13 protein-coding genes and 2 pseudogenes are annotated in these 18,338 nt (G+C 35.9%); 5 read left to right on the forward strand and 10 right to left on the reverse strand.

Translation table 11 applies throughout. The features are described from left to right. Window positions 1–2: 2 nt before the first annotated feature. The 5 genes from rsxG to rsxA are packed head-to-tail and all read right to left on the reverse strand — an operon-like array spanning window position 3 to window position 4,921. Window positions 3–629, reverse strand: a complete 627-nt coding sequence (rsxG, locus tag LDL57_RS07835; protein ID WP_180559904.1) for an electron transport complex subunit RsxG — start codon at window positions 627–629, stop codon at window positions 3–5. A 9-nt stretch (window positions 630–638) separates the two neighbouring features. Beyond that, window positions 639–1,724, reverse strand: coding sequence for an electron transport complex subunit RsxD (gene rsxD, locus LDL57_RS07840; protein ID WP_180559903.1), 1,086 nt, complete (start codon window positions 1,722–1,724; stop codon window positions 639–641). A gap of 26 nt (window positions 1,725–1,750) precedes the next feature. After that, on the reverse strand, window positions 1,751–3,733 hold the full coding sequence (gene rsxC / locus LDL57_RS07845; protein ID WP_180559902.1) for an electron transport complex subunit RsxC: 1,983 nt from the start codon (window positions 3,731–3,733) through the stop codon (window positions 1,751–1,753). Then, window positions 3,726–4,340 (reverse strand): electron transport complex subunit RsxB, encoded by a 615-nt coding sequence (gene rsxB, locus LDL57_RS07850; protein ID WP_180559901.1) that lies wholly within the window; start codon window positions 4,338–4,340, stop codon window positions 3,726–3,728. Before rsxB ends, rsxC begins: the two co-directional genes overlap by 8 nt. Continuing rightward, the gene (gene rsxA, locus LDL57_RS07855; protein ID WP_180559900.1) at window positions 4,340–4,921 is read right to left on the reverse strand and encodes an electron transport complex subunit RsxA; all 582 of its coding nucleotides are present in this window, start codon (window positions 4,919–4,921) and stop codon (window positions 4,340–4,342) included. Before rsxA ends, rsxB begins: the two co-directional genes overlap by 1 nt. Window positions 4,922–5,174: 253 nt before the next feature. Between rsxA and LDL57_RS07860 the strand changes: the two genes are divergently transcribed. Together LDL57_RS07860 and LDL57_RS07865 are read left to right on the forward strand one after the other, a co-directional pair. Continuing rightward, window positions 5,175–6,221, forward strand: a complete 1,047-nt coding sequence (locus tag LDL57_RS07860; RefSeq protein WP_225505343.1) for an oxidoreductase — start codon at window positions 5,175–5,177, stop codon at window positions 6,219–6,221. Window positions 6,222–6,322: 101 nt separating this feature from the next. Next, window positions 6,323–7,265, forward strand: a pseudogene (locus LDL57_RS07865) (bile acid:sodium symporter family protein). 2 nt (window positions 7,266–7,267) lie between these two features. On the opposite strand, the gene LDL57_RS07870 reads toward LDL57_RS07865, so the two are convergent. The 3 genes from LDL57_RS07870 to manA form a co-directional block, all read right to left on the reverse strand. After that, entirely contained in the window at window positions 7,268–7,723 is a 456-nt protein-coding gene (locus LDL57_RS07870) for a hypothetical protein (protein WP_225505345.1), read from the reverse strand. 113 nt (window positions 7,724–7,836) lie between these two features. After that, entirely contained in the window at window positions 7,837–9,390 is a 1,554-nt protein-coding gene (locus tag LDL57_RS07875) for a YdgA family protein (RefSeq protein ID WP_225505348.1), read from the reverse strand. An 89-nt stretch (window positions 9,391–9,479) separates the two neighbouring features. Next, a complete protein-coding gene (gene manA, locus LDL57_RS07880; RefSeq protein WP_180559896.1) occupies window positions 9,480–10,655 on the reverse strand; it encodes a mannose-6-phosphate isomerase in 1,176 nt (391 codons plus the stop codon). 169 nt (window positions 10,656–10,824) lie between these two features. Between manA and fumC the strand changes: the two genes are divergently transcribed. Next, complete coding sequence (gene fumC, locus LDL57_RS07885; RefSeq protein ID WP_180559895.1) at window positions 10,825–12,222, forward strand: class II fumarate hydratase; 1,398 nt, start codon at window positions 10,825–10,827, stop codon at window positions 12,220–12,222. A 49-nt stretch (window positions 12,223–12,271) separates the two neighbouring features. On the opposite strand, the gene tus is transcribed toward fumC, so the two are convergent. Beyond that, window positions 12,272–13,192 (reverse strand): DNA replication terminus site-binding protein, encoded by a 921-nt coding sequence (tus, locus tag LDL57_RS07890; protein ID WP_180559894.1) that lies wholly within the window; start codon window positions 13,190–13,192, stop codon window positions 12,272–12,274. Between the two features lie 262 nt (window positions 13,193–13,454). Between tus and LDL57_RS07895 the strand changes: the two genes are divergently transcribed. Continuing rightward, window positions 13,455–14,894, forward strand: coding sequence for a PhoPQ-activated protein PqaA family protein (locus LDL57_RS07895; RefSeq protein ID WP_180559893.1), 1,440 nt, complete (start codon window positions 13,455–13,457; stop codon window positions 14,892–14,894). 99 nt (window positions 14,895–14,993) lie between these two features. On the opposite strand, the gene LDL57_RS07900 is transcribed toward LDL57_RS07895, so the two are convergent. Further along, window positions 14,994–16,205: an MFS transporter gene (locus LDL57_RS07900; RefSeq protein WP_225505350.1), complete on the reverse strand. Its 1,212-nt coding sequence runs from the start codon at window positions 16,203–16,205 to the stop codon at window positions 14,994–14,996. Between the two features lie 518 nt (window positions 16,206–16,723). On the opposite strand from LDL57_RS07900, the pseudogene LDL57_RS07905 reads away from it, so the two are divergent. Next, a pseudogene (locus LDL57_RS07905) lies at window positions 16,724–18,161 on the forward strand (DASS family sodium-coupled anion symporter). Window positions 18,162–18,338: the final 177 nt, after the last annotated feature.

Genomic DNA, 18,338 nt, shown 5'->3' on the forward strand with positions numbered 1-18,338 from the left:
AATTAATTTGAGCATGCTGGATAAGTTGATAATTTTTGTGGTACCGATTGTATAAACATGGCAGTACGCTTAGTGGCATTAATTACGGCTCTTGGCGTAATAGTGGCGCCAGTAAATTGGTCAAAATCACCGCCATCTTTTTTTACTGCCCAATGCGAGCTATGTTCTGAGTCAATTTTTTTACCTGAGAAATAATTGATCCAATTTGAAATACGAATATCAATTTTATCACCTAACCCTGGTGTTTCATGATGTTCAGTTACACGGACACCGAGTACTTTACCATGGAAATCAGCTGCGACCAGTAATTTTATTGCGCCTGAGTAGCCATCAGGTGCGGTACTTTCTATGATGGCTGCTATCGGTTTTCCTGCTTTTCTAGCAATGTAGAGATGATGAGGCAGCGAGCTACCTAATGCTTCATTTTTACTGACTAAATAACACTCTTTGGTTAAATCATTATCATATAAGTTAGGAGAAATAATTTGATCAAAAAGTTTTTGTTGTTGGATCAGAATCTGGCTATTGATGGTACTTTTGGTGAGCGTATAAACCGTTGCTACCAGTCCGGTGGTAGCCGCAGCAAAAACAGCCAATATTAAGCCATGATGTCTAATGGATTTTAACATAACTGTTCCTTATTTATGGCCATAAACACGAGGTTGGCTATAGTGATCAATCAGTGGTACCGCAATATTGGCCAGTAATACCGCAAAAGCAACAGCATCAGGATAACCACCATAAACCCGAATGATCCAGATTAGTAATCCTATCATTGCACCATAAATGAGACGGCCCCGCGGTGTGGTTGCGGCTGTAACTGGATCGGTAGCAATAAAAAAGGCGCCGAGCATGGTTGCCCCTGAAAATAGATGGAGCATCGGAGAAGCGTATTGTGATGGCATAATTAACCAACTCAATAATGAACACAATAACAGCATAGCTAAAAATGCCAGAGGAATTTGCCAGCTAATTATTCGCCGGCTAAGCATGATAATACCACCAAACAAATAGGCAACATTAACCCATTGCCAACCGATACCAGCAAATGAACCTTGTAAAATAGGCTGTTGCAGTATTTGGCTGATCGAGTATGTCAATAAACCCGTTTTAAAACTATCGAGTGGTGTCGCTTGACTTATACCATCAAAACCTAGCGTTAATTGGCTTAATGTGGCACCTGTCGCGGTATGACCGGTAAAAATTACCTGTAGGCTAGCTAAGGCATTGGTATGGATAGATTGAAGTTCTATCGGAGGTAACCAACTGGTCATTTGCACAGGAAATGAGATCAATAATACCACATAACCTACCATGGCTGGATTAAACGGATTTTGACCTAATCCGCCATAAATGTGCTTAGCAATTAATATGGCAAAAGCTGTACCTAAAACCACTAGCCACCAGGGTGATAAAGGCGGAATACTGATAGCTAATAGTAAGGCGGTTACTAAGGCGGAATTATCTTTTAAGTGGGGCATAACCGGTAATTTTCGTAACTGTAAGGCGCCAGCCTCACTTATGAAAGCCGTTATGATGGCGAGTAAAATTTGGTAAATTGTCCCGCTACCAAAAAAGTAAATTTGGCAGACAATACCGGGAATGGCTGCTATAACAACCCACAACATCAGTTTACTGGTAGTTTGTTTTTGATGGGTAAAGGGTGAACTTGCCATTTTTAAGCGGTTCATTCGATGATCAGTAGGTATTGGTCTGAATTTCATTTTTCAGCTCATTTGTTGTTTAATTATTAGCGAGTTTTACTCTGCGCATCGCGTTTTGCTTTAACACGAGCAATCGCTGCGGCAACGGCCGCTTTGCGTGGATCAACCGGTTGCTGTTCTGTCGTTACTTCTATGGCTACGGTAGATTGACTTTCTGCCGCTTTTTTGGCTTTAACACGAGCAATCGCTGCGGCAACGGCCGCTTTGCGTGGATCAACCGGTTGTTGTTCTGTCGTTGCTTCTATGGCTACGGTAGATTGACTTTCTGCCGCTTTTTTGGCTTTAACACGAGCAATCGCTGCGGCAACGGCCGCTTTGCGTGGATCAACCGGTTGCTGTTCTGTCGTTGCTTCTATGGTTACGGTAGATTGACTTTCTGCCGCTTTTTTGGCTGCTTGAATAACACGCAATTGAGCTTTTCTGGCATGGCGCGCTTTAATAGCAGCCTGGTTATCCATTGGCTCAAGGTTACCATTGTCAGTCTGTTTTTGTTGCGTATTAATTCGCATCACTGCAGCGTTGATTGCGGCTTTGTCTTTTGCTTCGATCTTAACGACCGCTTGGTTATGACGTTGTTGACGTAGCATTTTTTCACGTTCAAGCCGAGCTTTTTTAGCTTCAAACCGTTTTTTGGCCGCAGAAGCACGTTGTTTTTCTTGGGCAATAGCTTTAATTGCTGCCTTTTCCTGTCGATAGTATTGAACCAGAGGGATATTACTTGGGCAAACATAAGCGCAGGCACCGCATTCTATACAGTCGGATAAATTATGTTTTTCCGCTTTTTCATGCTCCTGTCCTCGACTAAACCAATAAAGTTGTTGTGGTAATAAATTGACAGGGCAAGCTTGAGTGCAAAGACCACAGCGAATACAAGCTTCCTCGATGGCAGGTTTACCTATTTCTGCCAAAGTTGGAACAAGGATACAGTTGCTAATTTTAACAATAGGCACGGTTAAATCAGGCAAAGTAAATCCCATTAATGGTCCTCCCATAATAACCATTTGTTCTGACTGTGGCACCATACCAACTTGTTGTAATAGGAAATTGACCGGAGTGCCCAAACGAACCCAATAATTACCAGGATTTTGTATTGCACCGCCGGTTAATGTTACCACTCGCTCAATCAACGGTTCGCCATTGATAATCGCCCGTTTAATAGCAAACACAGTGCCAACATTTTGCATTAATATACCAATGAAAGAAGAGTGAACTCCGTGGGGTATTTCCTTACCAATTAATATCTTTGTTAATTGTTTAGCTCCACCGGAAGGATACTTGGTTGGGATCACTCTTAATTTAATGATAGCTTGTTGGTCTAAAAGTGCTTTTTTTAAGGCAGCTATTGCGGCGGGCTTATTATCTTCAATCCCAATTAAGACTTCTTTTGGTTTTAGTATATGAATCAATATCAATATACCTTCGATGATTTCATCAGCATGCTCCTGCATTAATCGATCATCGGCGGTTATATAAGGTTCGCATTCTGCTGCGTTAATGATCAAGGTATTAATTAATTTATTACCATTTTTCAATTTTGTGGCAGTAGGAAAACCTGCGCCACCTAATCCTGCTATGCCAGCTTGCTCAATATGTGACAATAAGACTTGAGCAGAATGTTGTATGTAGTTGGCTAAAGGTTTGCGCTCACACCATTGATCTTTACTATCCGGCTGTAGCCGAATACAAAGCGTTTTTAGGCCGGACGGGTGTGCGGTTATATGTGGCGCTATGGCAGTAATAGTGCCTGAGGTAGTAGCATGGACAGGGAGCCTACGATCACAACCTTTAGTTAGGGCTTGGCCTTTTAATACATAGTCACCGGTTTTAACAATGATATCGCCAGCTGTGCCTATATGCTGTTGGACAGGAATAATCAATTCATCAGCTAAGGGCAGTGTAAGTAACGAAACCTGGTTTGATTGTGTTTTCATTTCAGGTGGATATATGCCCCCCGAAAAAGACCAAATTTTTTCTTTATTTGCAGTAAGTTTTTTAAAAAAGTCAAACATTTGCTCGCTCCTTGCTAGCAAATGCAACTGTTGGTGTTGAGCTCGATGGGGGGGTAATATTTTTTACTGGAATAGTGGTCAGATCCCATTTCCAGTTTTTGATCGTGGTTTTTATCGGTCGCATAGTAATACAGTCTGTTGGGCAGGGGGCAACGCAAAGATCACAACCGGTACAGAGATCTTCTACCACCGTATGCAAAGCGCGCGTTGTTCCAACAATCGCATCAACGGGGCAAGCTTGAATACATTTAGTGCAGCCAATACAGTTGGCCTCATCGATAAAAGCCACTTTTCGCTCAGGTGTTAATTTATCTTCATCAAGCGCTTGGGGCTCCACATTAAGTAATTCGGCAATTTTTAACATGGCCTGTTCGCCGCCTGGCGCGCATTTATTTATGGTTTCACCACTATTGGCTATTGCTTCAGCATATGGACGGCAGCCAGGATAGCCACATTGGCCACACTGACTTTGAGGTAAGATATGATCAATTTTCTCCACTATCGGATCATCTTCTACTTTAAAACGAAGAGCGGCAAATCCTAAAATAAGACCAAAGATAAGGCCAAATCCGGCAATAACACCAATGGCAATTAATAAAGTACTCATTAGAATTTTACCAAACCACTAAATCCCATAAATGCTAAAGACATTAAGCCGGCAGTAATGAGACCAATAGATGAGCCACGAAAGGGAGCTGGGACATTTGCCACCGCAATGCGTTCACGGATGGCAGAAAATAGAATCATTACTAAAGAAAATCCTACTGCGGCTGCAAAACCATAGACGGCAGATTGTAAAAAATTATGTGATTGATGGATATTCAGCAATGCCACGCCAAGAACTGCACAGTTTGTGGTAATTAACGGTAAAAAAATACCTAAAAGACGGTATAGGATTGGGCTGGTTTTGCGCACCACCATTTCTGTAAATTGGACAACAACAGCAATTACCAAGATAAAGCTTAATGTGCGTAAATAAAGCAAATCTAACGGTATTAAAACATATGTATCCATAAGCCATGAACAAATGGATGCTAAAGTCATTACAAATGTAGTTGCAAATCCCATACCAATAGCAGTTTCTAGTTTTTTCGAGACCCCCATAAACGGGCATAAGCCAAGAAATTTTACCAGCACGAAATTATTTACCAAAACGGTGGCGATAAATAATAAAAAATAATCTGTCATCTGAACGCCTAAATTTTTTTATTTAGTCAGTAGAAGTTATAAACATAAATGGTCGGCTATGATAGCAACTGATTGCAATATAGGTTATCGATCTTGTGTGAAAGTCGATTTTAGCCAGTTAAACATTTTTGCCAAAATGAAAAATAGTGATTGCAGCTAAAAAATAAAGGGGTAGGCTAAGTAACATGAATTGCCTGCTCTAGTTGTAATATGGTTTTTTAAGTTTGACATATGATTGTTTTAAGGGGTTGTTATGAATAAACCTATTAAGGTTGGTTTGATTGGTTACGGTTTTGCCGGTAAAACCTTTCATGTTCCTTTTATTACAACAATAGAAGGATTTCAATTATCAGCTATTGTGAGTAGTGATGTACAAAAAGTGAAAAAAGATTGGCCTAATGTTCCTATTTTTGCTTCGCTTGAACAACTTTTGGCTGAGCAGCCAGAAGTAGATTTGATTGTTATTCCAACACCAAATAAAACCCATTTCCCATTAGCTAAACAAGCGCTTGAAGCAGGTAAACATGTTATTGTTGATAAACCGTTTACCTTGACTGTGCAAGAAGCCATATCATTAAAACAACAAGCGCAGGAAAAAGGTAAATTATTATCTGTCTATCATAACCGACGCTGGGATTCAGGTTTTTTAACGGTAAAATTTTTACTAGAAAATCAAACATTGGGTGAGCTGAAATATTACGAATCACATTTTGATCGTTATCGACCTGAAGTTCGTCAACGATGGCGAGAATCAAATGAGGCAGGAAGCGGTCTATGGTATGATTTGGCGCCGCACATGCTTGATCAAGTATTGCAACTTTTTGGCAAACCTAAATCGATTATGGCTGATATAGCGATGATCCGCCCAAATGCTGAAGCGGTTGATTATTTTCATGTTTGCTTAAATTATTCAACTATCAAGGTTGTTTTACATGCAACCACTGTTGCAGCGGCAGAGTCACCGGTTTATCTACTTCATGGTATGCAAGGAAGTTATATCAAGTATGGTTTGGATCCACAAGAAGAATGCTTAAAGGCAGGGCAGTTGCCAACAGCAGAAAATTGGGGTAAGGATAGCCGCGACGGAAATGTGACGCTGTCACAAAATGGTGAGCTGATCGTTAAGCCATTAGAAACTGAACAGGGTAATTATGGTATGTATTATTGTGCTATACGTGAGGCAATTAATAACGCTGCACCTAATCCAGTTACCGCCGAAGAGGCTATTTTGGTGATGAAATTGATTGAGGCGGGAATCGAGTCAGCAAAAACGCAACACACGGTAGAGCTGGCACTTTAATTTTATTTATTTTGTCTATTCTTATTTTTAAAAATTAAAATATTAAAGGAAGCGTTATGAGTTGGTGGCGTCGTTTACAAATTGACAATTTTTAGCTGCTTATGCTAATGACCATCATGCTTGCTTCCTTTTTTCCTTGTCAAGGTAAAGTAAAAATCGTATTTCAGCATTTAACGACCATCGCTATTGCGTTACTTTTCTTTCTTCATGGGGCTAAACTTTCACGCCAAGCTATTTTAGCGGGTATCGGTCACTGGCGATTACATCTGTTAATTTTTGCCAGTACCTTTATTTTATTTCCTCTTATTGGTTTAGCATTAAAGCCTTTGCTGCCTGATTGGCTTTCACCGACTATTTATATCGGATTTCTTTACCTTTGTGCTTTACCTGAGACAGTATAGTCTGCAATTGCGTTTACTTCTGTTGCCGGCGGAAATATTGCCGCTGCAATTTGTAGTGCATCCGCTTCCAGCTTATTGGGGGTGTTTTTATCGCCAATATTAGTTAGCTTCTTGATAGATATCGATAATCATCAACAGATTAATCTGTTGTCAAATATTGGTGCTATTTTACTGCAGATTATGTTGCCATTTATAGTAGACCATTTGTTCAGGCCATTAATGATAAAAATGGATTAATCGCTATCGAAAATTGATTACTATTTCTGATCGTTCATCTATTTTATTAGTGGTTTATGTTGCTTTTAGCGAGGCAGTGATTGAAGGGATATGGCATAAAGTTGATGGTTGGTCATTGTTATTGATTACGATTATTAGTTGTTTACTGCTAGCTATAGTGGTTTTATTTAATATTTTCACTGCGCGCTATTTTGGCTTTAGTAAAGCAGATGAGATCACGCTAGTGTTTTGTGGCTCTAAGAAGAGTTTAGTGAATGGTGTTCCAATGGCTAATATACTCTTTCCTGCTCATCTGGTTGGTATTATTTTACTGCCGGTGATGATTTTCCATCAAATTCAATTAATGGTATGTGCGGTATTAGCCCAACGCTATGCTAAGAGTGTAGTTAACGTTAATGATCAATAATGTTATTTAATTGATGATATATATCCATTTAATTTAGCTCTTTCATTTTGTATTTTTTTTTCTTGCTGAATTTGTTTAACTTGTATAAGTTTTTGGCTTAATAGAAAAGGGCAGACGGGTAACGACAAGCTTTCAGTTGAATGTAAGTTTTTTGGCGTTCCTTGCAGGGCGACATTTTCTGTCGTGGAGTTATATTCTAGATTAAGACGCGAAGTTAAATGAAAATGATGATAATTTTTTATTTGAATTGAACTGTCAAGATTAAGACGTAACATTAGTTGCTGATAAAATTTAGCCTTACTTGAACCAATTGTTGTTGAAATATGAATGTTATTTAGTACAGAACAATTTTTTATTTTTTTTATTTTACTAATTATAGAGTTTGTTTTTGGTTGATTTTGCTGCTGGCTATTTTTTATTAAAGGTCTATTTTTAGTAATATTAATTTTATTCGGCATAGCACCACCTCAAATATTAAAAATTAATGCAAAAGAGCCAGTATTTTAACTGGCTCTTGTCATTTTACTAAGTTTTAATTTGATTGTGGCGTGGTTTTCGGTATGGTTGATGGCTAAGAGGAGGGGTTGTCCATTAAGCCGATATTAATTAAAAACTGATCTAATTTAAATTTCTGCTTATTCATTTCCAGTTCATCACCCGCATATTCAATATCCATAGTCATATTATCTTTTGTTACCAACATCCACGGCAGGAATGGTCTGTTTTCATTCAATTGTGCTTTTTTCTCATCACTGAGAAAATATTCCGTTGGTGACATAAAGACATTTTGTTTTGCTGAACTTTCAAATTCACTAATCTGTGCGGTTGCTTTCTGGCTAAACAATGTTTTTTGTTCTGCTGTGGCAATTTTATCATCTGAACTGAGTACTTCTGTTTGGGTAAGCATTTCTATCAACATTGGTTTTGATAAATCGATATTGATATTAAAATGATTAAATAGTGCTTTGATTACCTGATCATATTGATTATTTTGGCTGTAAACAGAGAGTTGATTTAACGTCCAGGGCTTCATATCTATATCTATTTTGATATTGCTTGTACCGGCGCTATTTTTCCAATAGAAGGGCTCGATGACAATTCTCGGGCTATTTTTTAACAAACTAGGTAAGTTATCAATTAATAATTGGGCGAACAGGGTATCGGCATTATAAAGTGGGTTACCATTAGCTAAGTTGTGAGCAATTTCATCATTATAATTTTTTAAGAAATTACCAAAAGCTTTAGCATCCATTCTTTCAATTAATAAGGTAAGTTCACCAGAACCTAAGTTTTGTTCCTTAGCGATGAAATCATTAATGCTATAGGAAATTTTACCGTCAATACTATCACCATTTAGTACCGAATTTAAGTTAATAGCGAAGTTTTTAAATGAAAATTTAATATCATTACTATTAAAATTAATATCAGAAATGTTAAGCGTCTGTTTGCCGGAATAGAAATTAAACGGAGTCAGTGATAAATCACTTTGGATATTAAGTCCTTTAAGAGTCATGTTTTCCGTTTTTTCTTTGTTGCCGATAACAAAATTATCACTAACAACGGAAACTTTTATATCTTTAAGATCGGTATTACCCACATAATTTATTGTACCACCGCTAAACGTTATATTTTTGCCATAACTATTACCGTCAAGTGGACTTAAGTTTAAATTTGCATCTAGACCTTCATTAAAACCAACATCAACATTACCAGTTATAAAAGCTTGTTCCTGAGTATATTTGAAGAGTTCTTCTGTGGTCTCATTTTTAACAAGTTCAATACTCGCTGAGGCTAACCTTGGTAGCAGATTAAGTTTAACTATTTTATTAATAGGAAAAGGGCCATGAAAAATTTTTGTGGCAAACTTAACAATGGTAGTTTTTCCTTCGTCATTCTCTTTTAAATTAATAATGATATCTGCGTTAGAAGTGAAAATTCCACGCTGATAATTTTCTGTTTTAACATTAATACCAGCTTCTGGTGCATTATTCTTTAAGGTAGTATTTGTACGCTCAATGAAAGTATTAAATTCTCCCTCAATTTTTTTTCCAGCATACCAAGAGCCAATGGTCCAAATTATGACAACAATTGCAATGACACTTACAGCTACTAACGATTTCTTCATATATCCATCCCTTAAGGATTTTAGCGGGTAAAAGTAATCAAATTTAATAAAATATATTATATACAGCTTTGCATGTATTTTAATTTTTGCTAATAATTAAAAACTCTGGCCAATTTACCTTTTCCATTAAGCATAATTTGCCTTTCGGATGCGGATATAAATATTGATTCACCAGATAGAATTTCGGCAGTTTGGTTTTCTGAGGTGATAGATATCTTACCATCAACACAAAATAAAATGGTCGCTGAACTGTTTTCTATTGTAGTTAATTGATGATCAATCAGATATAAAGAAAAAGCAAAATCATCAACTGGAATGGGATAACAACATTCATTATCGCGTATATTCGGTTGTAGTAATAATGTATTGCAGGGTTTGCTAATGAAATCTATATTAGCCAGTAATTCAGCAATATCAACATGCTTATTAGTTAATCCCGCACGTAGTACATTGTCAGAATTAGCCATCACCTCTAATCCAACGCCTTCAATATAGGCATGCGGCGTTCTAGCATAAAGAAACATTGCTTCACCGGGTTGTAATTCAATAATATTCAATAACAATGGTGCAAAGAGTCCATTATCGTCAGGATAGAGTGGCAGCATTTTTTTGATTGTGAGCCATGGTTCTCCATCTCCTTGAGGTACAACAGATTTTAAGGCGGTGAGTAGCCGTTGCTTTTCTCCTGTTGGCAGGTTTAATAAATGTTTAAAAAGTTGTGCTAGTTGATTTTCTGTTGGTGTCTTTAAAAATAGCTGGATAATTGGTGAAGCTTCTGCAATCGGCGTCAAGAGATTAGTGATTTCTTTTAAAGGGCGAAATGAATTTAGCGCTTTGAAGGGTGTTAAAGCATAAATTAATTCAGGTTTATGATTATCATCTTTATAATTACGCTTTGGACAATTGTGGGCAATCCCGGCGGCGTTTTCCTGCTTAAAACCTGCTTCGGCAGCAATTTTATCTGGATGCACCTGAATTGAAAGTGGTTGTGCAGCACAGAGTACTTTGAATAAAAAAGGTAAGCGATGAAATTTTTGCGCAATTTTTTTACCGAGGTAATATGTCGGATCGGTTGCGATTAATTTATCTAACGATATTTTTTGCTGATTATTAATATCTTCTACAATGGAGCTGGCTTTAGGATGTGCACCCATCCATAATTCAGCCATCGGTAAATGCTGAGGATTTTTGATATGGTAAAGCTTGGTTAGGGCATCTTTACTTCCCCAGTCATAGTGTTGAATCTTATTGATCATTTTAAACATATAATACTGCTCTTAGTTGATAAAATTTTATTTTTAACTGTAATGCAATAAACCCGCTTATCTCTCACATTTTAAATTAAAAATAGTGCATGATTTCAAGTACAATTAGTTTATCTGCAAAGATGGATTTATGCATATCCAATTATTTTATGCTAAGGAGATAACAATAATGTCAGAATATCGCATTGAAAAAGACTCAATGGGTGAAATTAAAGTCCCAGCGGATAGGCTATGGGGCGCACAAACGCAACGCTCGCTCGAGCATTTCCGTATCTCAGTGGAAAAAATGCCTGTTGCCTTGATCCATGCATTGGCATTAACTAAAAAAGCAGCAGCTGAAGCAAATACTGATTTAGGTTTGATAGCAAAGGATAAGGCTGATGCTATTATCGCCGCTGCTGATGAAGTCTTAGCGGATAAGCATATGGCTGAATTTCCATTAGCCATCTGGCAGACTGGTTCTGGTACGCAAACTAATATGAATATAAATGAAGTCTTAGCGAACAGAGCGAGTGAAATTTTAGGCGGAAAAAAAGGTCAACAACGTTTAATTCATCCAAATGATGATGTAAACAAAAGCCAGAGTTCTAATGATGTATTTCCAACAGCAATGCATGTGGCTGCTGTTATTGCTTTACACCAACATCTGTTACCTAAATTAAACCAGCTACGAACTACTTTTAAGCAGAAATCTGACGCTTTTAATGATATTGTCAAAATTGGCCGCACGCATCTTCAAGATGCAACACCTTTAACGTTAGGCCAAGAAATATCAGGATGGGAAGCCATGCTAGCTTATAATATTCGTCATATCGAAGAAAGTATTCCTCATCTTAGTGAATTAGCCTTGGGTGGAACTGCGGTTGGTACCGGGTTAAATACCCATCCTGAATATGCTGTTAAGGTTGCCAGTAAAATTGCAAAATTATCCGGTTTACCGTTTGTTACTTCACCTAATAAATTTGAAGCTTTAGCGACGTGTGATGCTTTGGTTCATGCTCATGGTGCTTTAAAAGGTTTAGCCGCTTCATTAATGAAAATCGCTAATGATGTAAGGTGGTTAGCCTCAGGTCCTCGTTGTGGTATTGGCGAAATTATGATCCCTGAAAATGAGCCTGGTAGTTCGATAATGCCAGGAAAAGTCAATCCAACTCAGTGTGAAGCATTAACTATGCTTTGTGCTCAAGTTATGGGTAATGATGTAGCTATTAATATTGGTGGTGCATCAGGTAATTTTGAACTTAATGTTTTTCGACCCATGATTATAGATAATTTTTTACAATCAGTGCGTTTATTAGCGGACGGTATACTGAGTTTTAATGATCATTGTGCTAAAGGAATTGAACCTAATCGCCAGCGTATAGACAAATTATTACATGAATCATTAATGCTAGTTACTGCACTAAATACGCATATTGGTTATGATAAAGCCGCTGAAATCGCCAAAAAAGCCCATAAAGAAGGTTTAACCCTTAAGCAAGCAGCATTGAAACTCGCTTATTTAACGGCAGAAGAGTTTGATAGTTGGGTGCGGCCTGAAAATATGGTAGGTAGTATGAAAAAGTAGTTTTATTCTTTATAAAGAAAGAAACCGAGACAATATCTCGGTTTTTTACTTAAATCTCTTGATAAAGATGTAACCGAGCAATAATCAATTTTAGTTTTTTATTTTTTGGTTTATGTTTTATTTTTATATTATTAATATCATAGTCAGAAAGTGTACCTAATTTTGTTAAATGGTTGGTATTACAACTAAACGATAAAAGTGGAAGTGGGCAAGCATATTGTACTTGTCGTTTTTCATTTGCGTACCAAACTCTGGCAATCGGTTGAACTTTTACCGGGCGTTGTATTTTTAATATGGCATCATTAGGAATGCTATTTATATCTTGGATCTCTTTTTCAACTAAATGACGCCATTGTTGCTTAGTATATGCCGACATTGCTTTTTCAGATCGATAGTTTTTATCTAGTCGTTCAAGTATTTGCGCTTTTGTCACCTTATTGACGATATTTTTATTAGCCCAGCCAAAATTTATACTATCAGGTGAGTCAACATAATTGATTTTACGATAGGCATTAAGGGTAATTAATCCATGCAATTGTTGATGAATAAATTCAAAGCGTTGTTCTTTTTTTATGCCTGATTCAAGAGTAACAATATTTTTTAACTCTATTTTTAACTTATTAATTGTTTCCAGTTGTTTTTTTATTACGGAGTAACGTTGTGGTGATAGGTGAAAACATAATGCACCAGGTAGTCTTATTGCCGTTTTATTACTAATGTGGTGTGGATTATCATGAATAAATAATCTGTTATAGTTTGTTAATGCTAAGTTTAAAGCTGTTTTACCTGTTAACGTGTTAATTGCTATTTGATTAATATCATTATTTTCATCTCCTTTCTTGGTTTCAGGTAATTTAAATACTATTGCTGAGGTTAAAGTTAAGGTATTAAGTTCAGTTAATAAGATAGCTAATTTATCTTTTAATAGATCAAAACATTTACATAATTTATATCTTGCGTCGTATTTCATATAAAACCTTTATTTAGTTACAACATACTATTTATTATAATCATAAAAATACCTAACCTACTAAGAAAATAATAAAATTTCTACCAATTAGAGAGAAAGGCTATTATAACCAGGATTTCTACTCAAGTAGCTCAAAGAGTCGGGGTACTAATGGCGGGTATTAAACTAAATCAAAAGGTAGGATTTGTCTTAGCTCATATCTTTGATTTAATGCAGGTCTTAAATTAACAAAGTAGTACATCTTGTTATCAAAAGGTAATTAATGAAACTTATTAAATTATTTTTTACTCTTTTCATTTGTTTTTGTACTCAAAGCCATGCCTTATCACAAGAAAAAAATTTTCAGCTTTCAGATATTATTATCTATTATCAGCAACTGCTAGCCGCCAATCCGATAAAATATTCTATTTATGGCCGAGATAAAATAGACGATGTAGAACTTATAAAATACAAAATGGTATCTCAAGTGTGGTCACCAGAAAAATTAGTTCCCCCACAAACTTGGCTTCATAATCTTGATATATATATTCCAACAATACCAAAGCCTAAATATGCGCTTATTATAATAAATGGTGGGGGAAGGTATGATAACAAAAATTTTTCGCCAGATTTTAACAAAGAAATGCTTCTCGATATTGCCAAAAAAACTAATGTTATTGTTATTTCAATTAATAATATCGTAAATAGCTATGTTATATCGAATAATGATAATAAATTTCTCAGTGAAAATGAGCAACAATATGATTTTATTGCTCGTAATTGGGCGCTATTTATGAATAATCCTGAAAGAAGAGCATTACCAGTAGATATACCGATGACTGCCGTTGTTTCGCAAACTATTCGGTTTACTAAACAAGAATTAAAAAAATGGAATATCAATAAATTTATTGTATCAGGCGTCTCAGCTCGAGGATGTACAGCATGGTTAGCTGCTATTGCCAATCCTGATATTGCTGCCATCGTGCCTTTTGCTAATGATGGTCTTAATACCAATAAAATGCTAAAACATGTATATCGGAGTTATGGAAAAAATTGGCCATTCGCATTTCTTCCTTTTTATAATCAAAAAATTGATCAAATGATCGGCTCATTTCATTTTTTAAAGCTAATGCAAATAGTTGATCCGCTACAATATCTTCATTCAGATCATCAAAACCGACTTAGCATACCCAAATATATTATTAATGCGAGCAGTGATAACTTTTATACCCCAGATAACTCTCGTTTTTACTATGATAAATTACCTGGCATTAAATCGTTAAGGATCATACCAAATACTAATCATATTAATATATTAGCTTTCACCGCCCCCTCTTTAATTTCATTTATTAATCGCTTGAATAGAAAAGTACCATTACCAAAATTGAGTACCTGTATGGGTAAAAATAAACTCACTGTTCACTTCTCAGAAAAACCTGTCAAAATTACCCGCTGGATAGCAAAAAATCCCGTTGCGAGAGATTTTCGTCGCTCATGTGGTATAAAGTATCTGCCTTCATCAATCAAAATTGGCACGGATGAAAATATAACTGTTGCTATAAACACTAAAATAATGGGTTGGCAAGCCACTTATATTGAAGCTATTTTTAGTGACGGCTATGTTGCTACAACTGAGGTATACATTACACCCGATGAAAAATTTCCAATAACTGCGCCACCGGTAAAAAACTCAAACTGCCAAACTTTACCAGGGCGAATTTAAAGTTAATTAGTGCTAATATAGATAAATTAAAGTCTTAATTAAAGCACAAAGTTTTATATTTGATTAAGACCAGCAATTTATATTTTCCTTAGTTTAATACTAAATAATTAATCCAAGAGAAGTTAAAAATATAATAAAACCGATAATTCCATTCCATTTCCAATTACTCCAAAATACACTGCCTAATGTGCCGGCTATACTGGATCCACCATAATAGCTGAACAAATACCATGATGATGCCTGAGCTTTAGCTCGCTTTGCTCGTTTACCAATCCAGCTACTGACAATAGCATGAGCAGCAAAAAAACCTACCGTCAATATCACCATACCTAATAAAATAATTGTGATCGGGGAAAAAAAAGTAATTGCGATACCAATAAACATTAAACAAATCGCAATAAATAAAATATCTGCATAATTATACTTTAATGCTAAAAAACCAGCTTTAGACGCGCTATAAGTTCCGGCTAAAAAAATGAAAGATAATAACCCAATCATAGTCTGAGTAAAATTATAAGGAGCTTCCAATAATCGATAACCTATATAATTATAGAGTGTTATAAAACTTCCCATAATGATAAAACCAATCATAAATAAAAAAGGTAATCCTTTATCTCTAAGATGGACTCTAAAATTAACCCATAGGAAACGGGGACGAACTGAGGAGGCTCTAAAATGTTGCGAAGGCGGTAATAAACGCCAAAAAATAATGGCAGCAATAAAGGTGAGCAAACTAAATACAATCGTTGCTATTCGCCAAGAAAAATGATCGGTTAGAATACCGGTAATTAAGCGCCCACTCATACCACCTATCGAATTACCACTAATATATAATCCCATTGAAAGTGCTAAATAGTTGGGATGAATTTCTTCACTAAGATAAGTCATGGCAACAGCCGCAACACCACTCAAAGCAAGACCAACCAATGCTCTAGTTAATAAAATACCATCCCAACTTTGTATAAATGCACTGATAAAGGTAATAATAGCCGCACTCATTAAAGCAATCACCATAATATTTTTGCGGCCTATCGCATCGGAAAGGGGACCGGTAACAAGCAGTCCCAGCGCAAGCAAGCCTGTACACAATGAAAGTGACATACTAGATTGGGCAGGTGATATTTTAAACTCGCTTGACAAAATGGGAAGTATTGGTTGCACAAAATAGAGTAAGGCAAAAGTCGATAATCCCACCATATAGAATGACAAAGTAACCCGTATATAGAGAGCATCACGATATTTTATATGATGCTGAAAGTTGTCTTTTTGGCAACTATCATTCTCTTTATTATCTTTTTGAGATATTTTCATCGAATACCTGATAATTATTAACTAGTCATTGATACCAGAATAAATAAAATGACATATTTTGTCCAATATATAAATTGAATAAGCATATTAAAGATAACAACATAAATAACAAAAGGTGTATTACTTTAATTAAAAAATTTTAACTAAAATGCCTGACAAAACTTTTGTAAATACTTTTTTTCTTCTGCTCATTTATATATTTATTATATCAATTATAAATTAATCCATTAACTTAATAAATTGAATGAAATTTAATTAATCATTATAAAACATCTAGATGCTTATCATTTTTTAATCATTAAAAAATTATCAATCAAAGTTATACTAAAAAACATTTAATCAAACATAATAAAATTTTGTATATCTATATATTTTTATTTTTCATTAGTATTATCTCTATAAATTTCACCTTTATTTTGATATTAAAAGATATGCATTAATATCTTAACGCTCTAAAATTATTACTGCGCTATTATACAATTCATGAAAATAGAACTGAGCAGAAGGAAAGAGCAGTTATGGCTAACAAAATAACGAGTCAAGTAAAATGGCTACCTCTAATGATTATCACTATAATCGCAACATTTTTTTGGTATCAAAACCCACCAACAGGCTTAAGTATTGCTGCCTGGCAGACCGTTATTATTTTTATAGCAACTATTGCTTCAATTGTTGCTAAAGTATTACCCATCGGGGCAATTGGTCTAATTGGAATTACCATTTTTGCCCTTACTCACGCCGCCGGAGATGAGAGTGCAAGTGATGCCATTGTAACTGCTTTAAGTGAACTTAATATTAGTTTAATTTGGCTTATTGTGGTTGCTTTTATGATTGCTAGAGGTTTTATCAAAACCGGCTTAGGACGACGAATTGCATTACAAATGATCCGGTTATTAGGTAAAAGAACTCTAGGATTGGCTTATGGTCTCGCGGTGGCTGATTTGATTTTATCTCCAGCTATGCCAAGTAACACGGCACGTTGTGGTGGTGTTATTTATCCAATCGCTGATTCTTTAGCACGTAGTTTTGACTCCCATCCAGAAAACGAATCACGGCGAAAAATAGGAACTTTTCTGATAACTTGTATTGGTAATATTAATGATATTACTGCGGCAATGTTTATGACAGCTTATACGGGAAACTTACTGGCTGTTAAACTAGCCTCTAATGCAGGTGTTACCTTTACCTGGGGTAGCTGGCTATTAGCGGCGATTATTCCTTGCCTAATCTCATTTATTATTATTCCTCTATTGGTATATTGGTTAGTTCGACCAACTATTCGTCATACTCCAGATGCGCCAAAAATCGCACATGATGAATTAAAAAACGTAATGAATGGTTAATGTTAGCCACCGTATTGTTGCTACTTATATTATGGATATTTGGTGATATTTTAGGTATTGATCCTACTACTGCTTCTTTTACTGGTTTATCTGTATTACTACTTAGCGGTGTACTAACTTGGGAAGATGTAAAAAAAGAAAAAGATGCTTGGGATACCCTTATCTGGTTCGCCGCTCTATTAATGATGGCTAATGAGCTGAAAATTCTAGGATTTACGACTTGGTTCGGCAATCTTATTGGTGACAGTCTCAGCCATAGTATGTTAAATACTAATTGGGTTATTATTCTATTGATACTTAATGCCGCCTATTTTTACATCCACTATTTCTTTGCCAGCGGTAATGCTCAAATTGCTGCACTTTATGCCGTCTTCTTAGGGGTTGGTATCAATTTAGGTATTCCCACAGTTCCCACAGCATTAATGCTTGCTTTTTCTAGCAGCCTATATTGCTCTTTAACTCAATATCCCATGCTCGTGGGCCAATTCTTTTTGGTGCAGGTTATGTCCCAACAGGCGTATGGTGGAAGGTTGGTTTTATTATTAGTTTAGTCAATCAGGCCATTTTTCTTACAATTGGCCTATTATGGTGGAAAGTGCTCGGTTTTTATTAGAATAATATTTATGGCATAAAAACTTATTCTTTATGCCATAAATTGCAGTTAAAAATCATGCTATCGATTAAGTTAATTGCTATTAATACTTCTTTTTATAAGATGTTTTTTTTATAACTGTATTCTAGATCACAAAATAAAAGCTAAAATTCACATATACAAAAAATGCTCTTCATA

The organism is Arsenophonus apicola (assembly GCF_020268605.1).
GTDB classification, from domain to species: domain Bacteria; phylum Pseudomonadota; class Gammaproteobacteria; order Enterobacterales; family Enterobacteriaceae; genus Arsenophonus; species Arsenophonus apicola.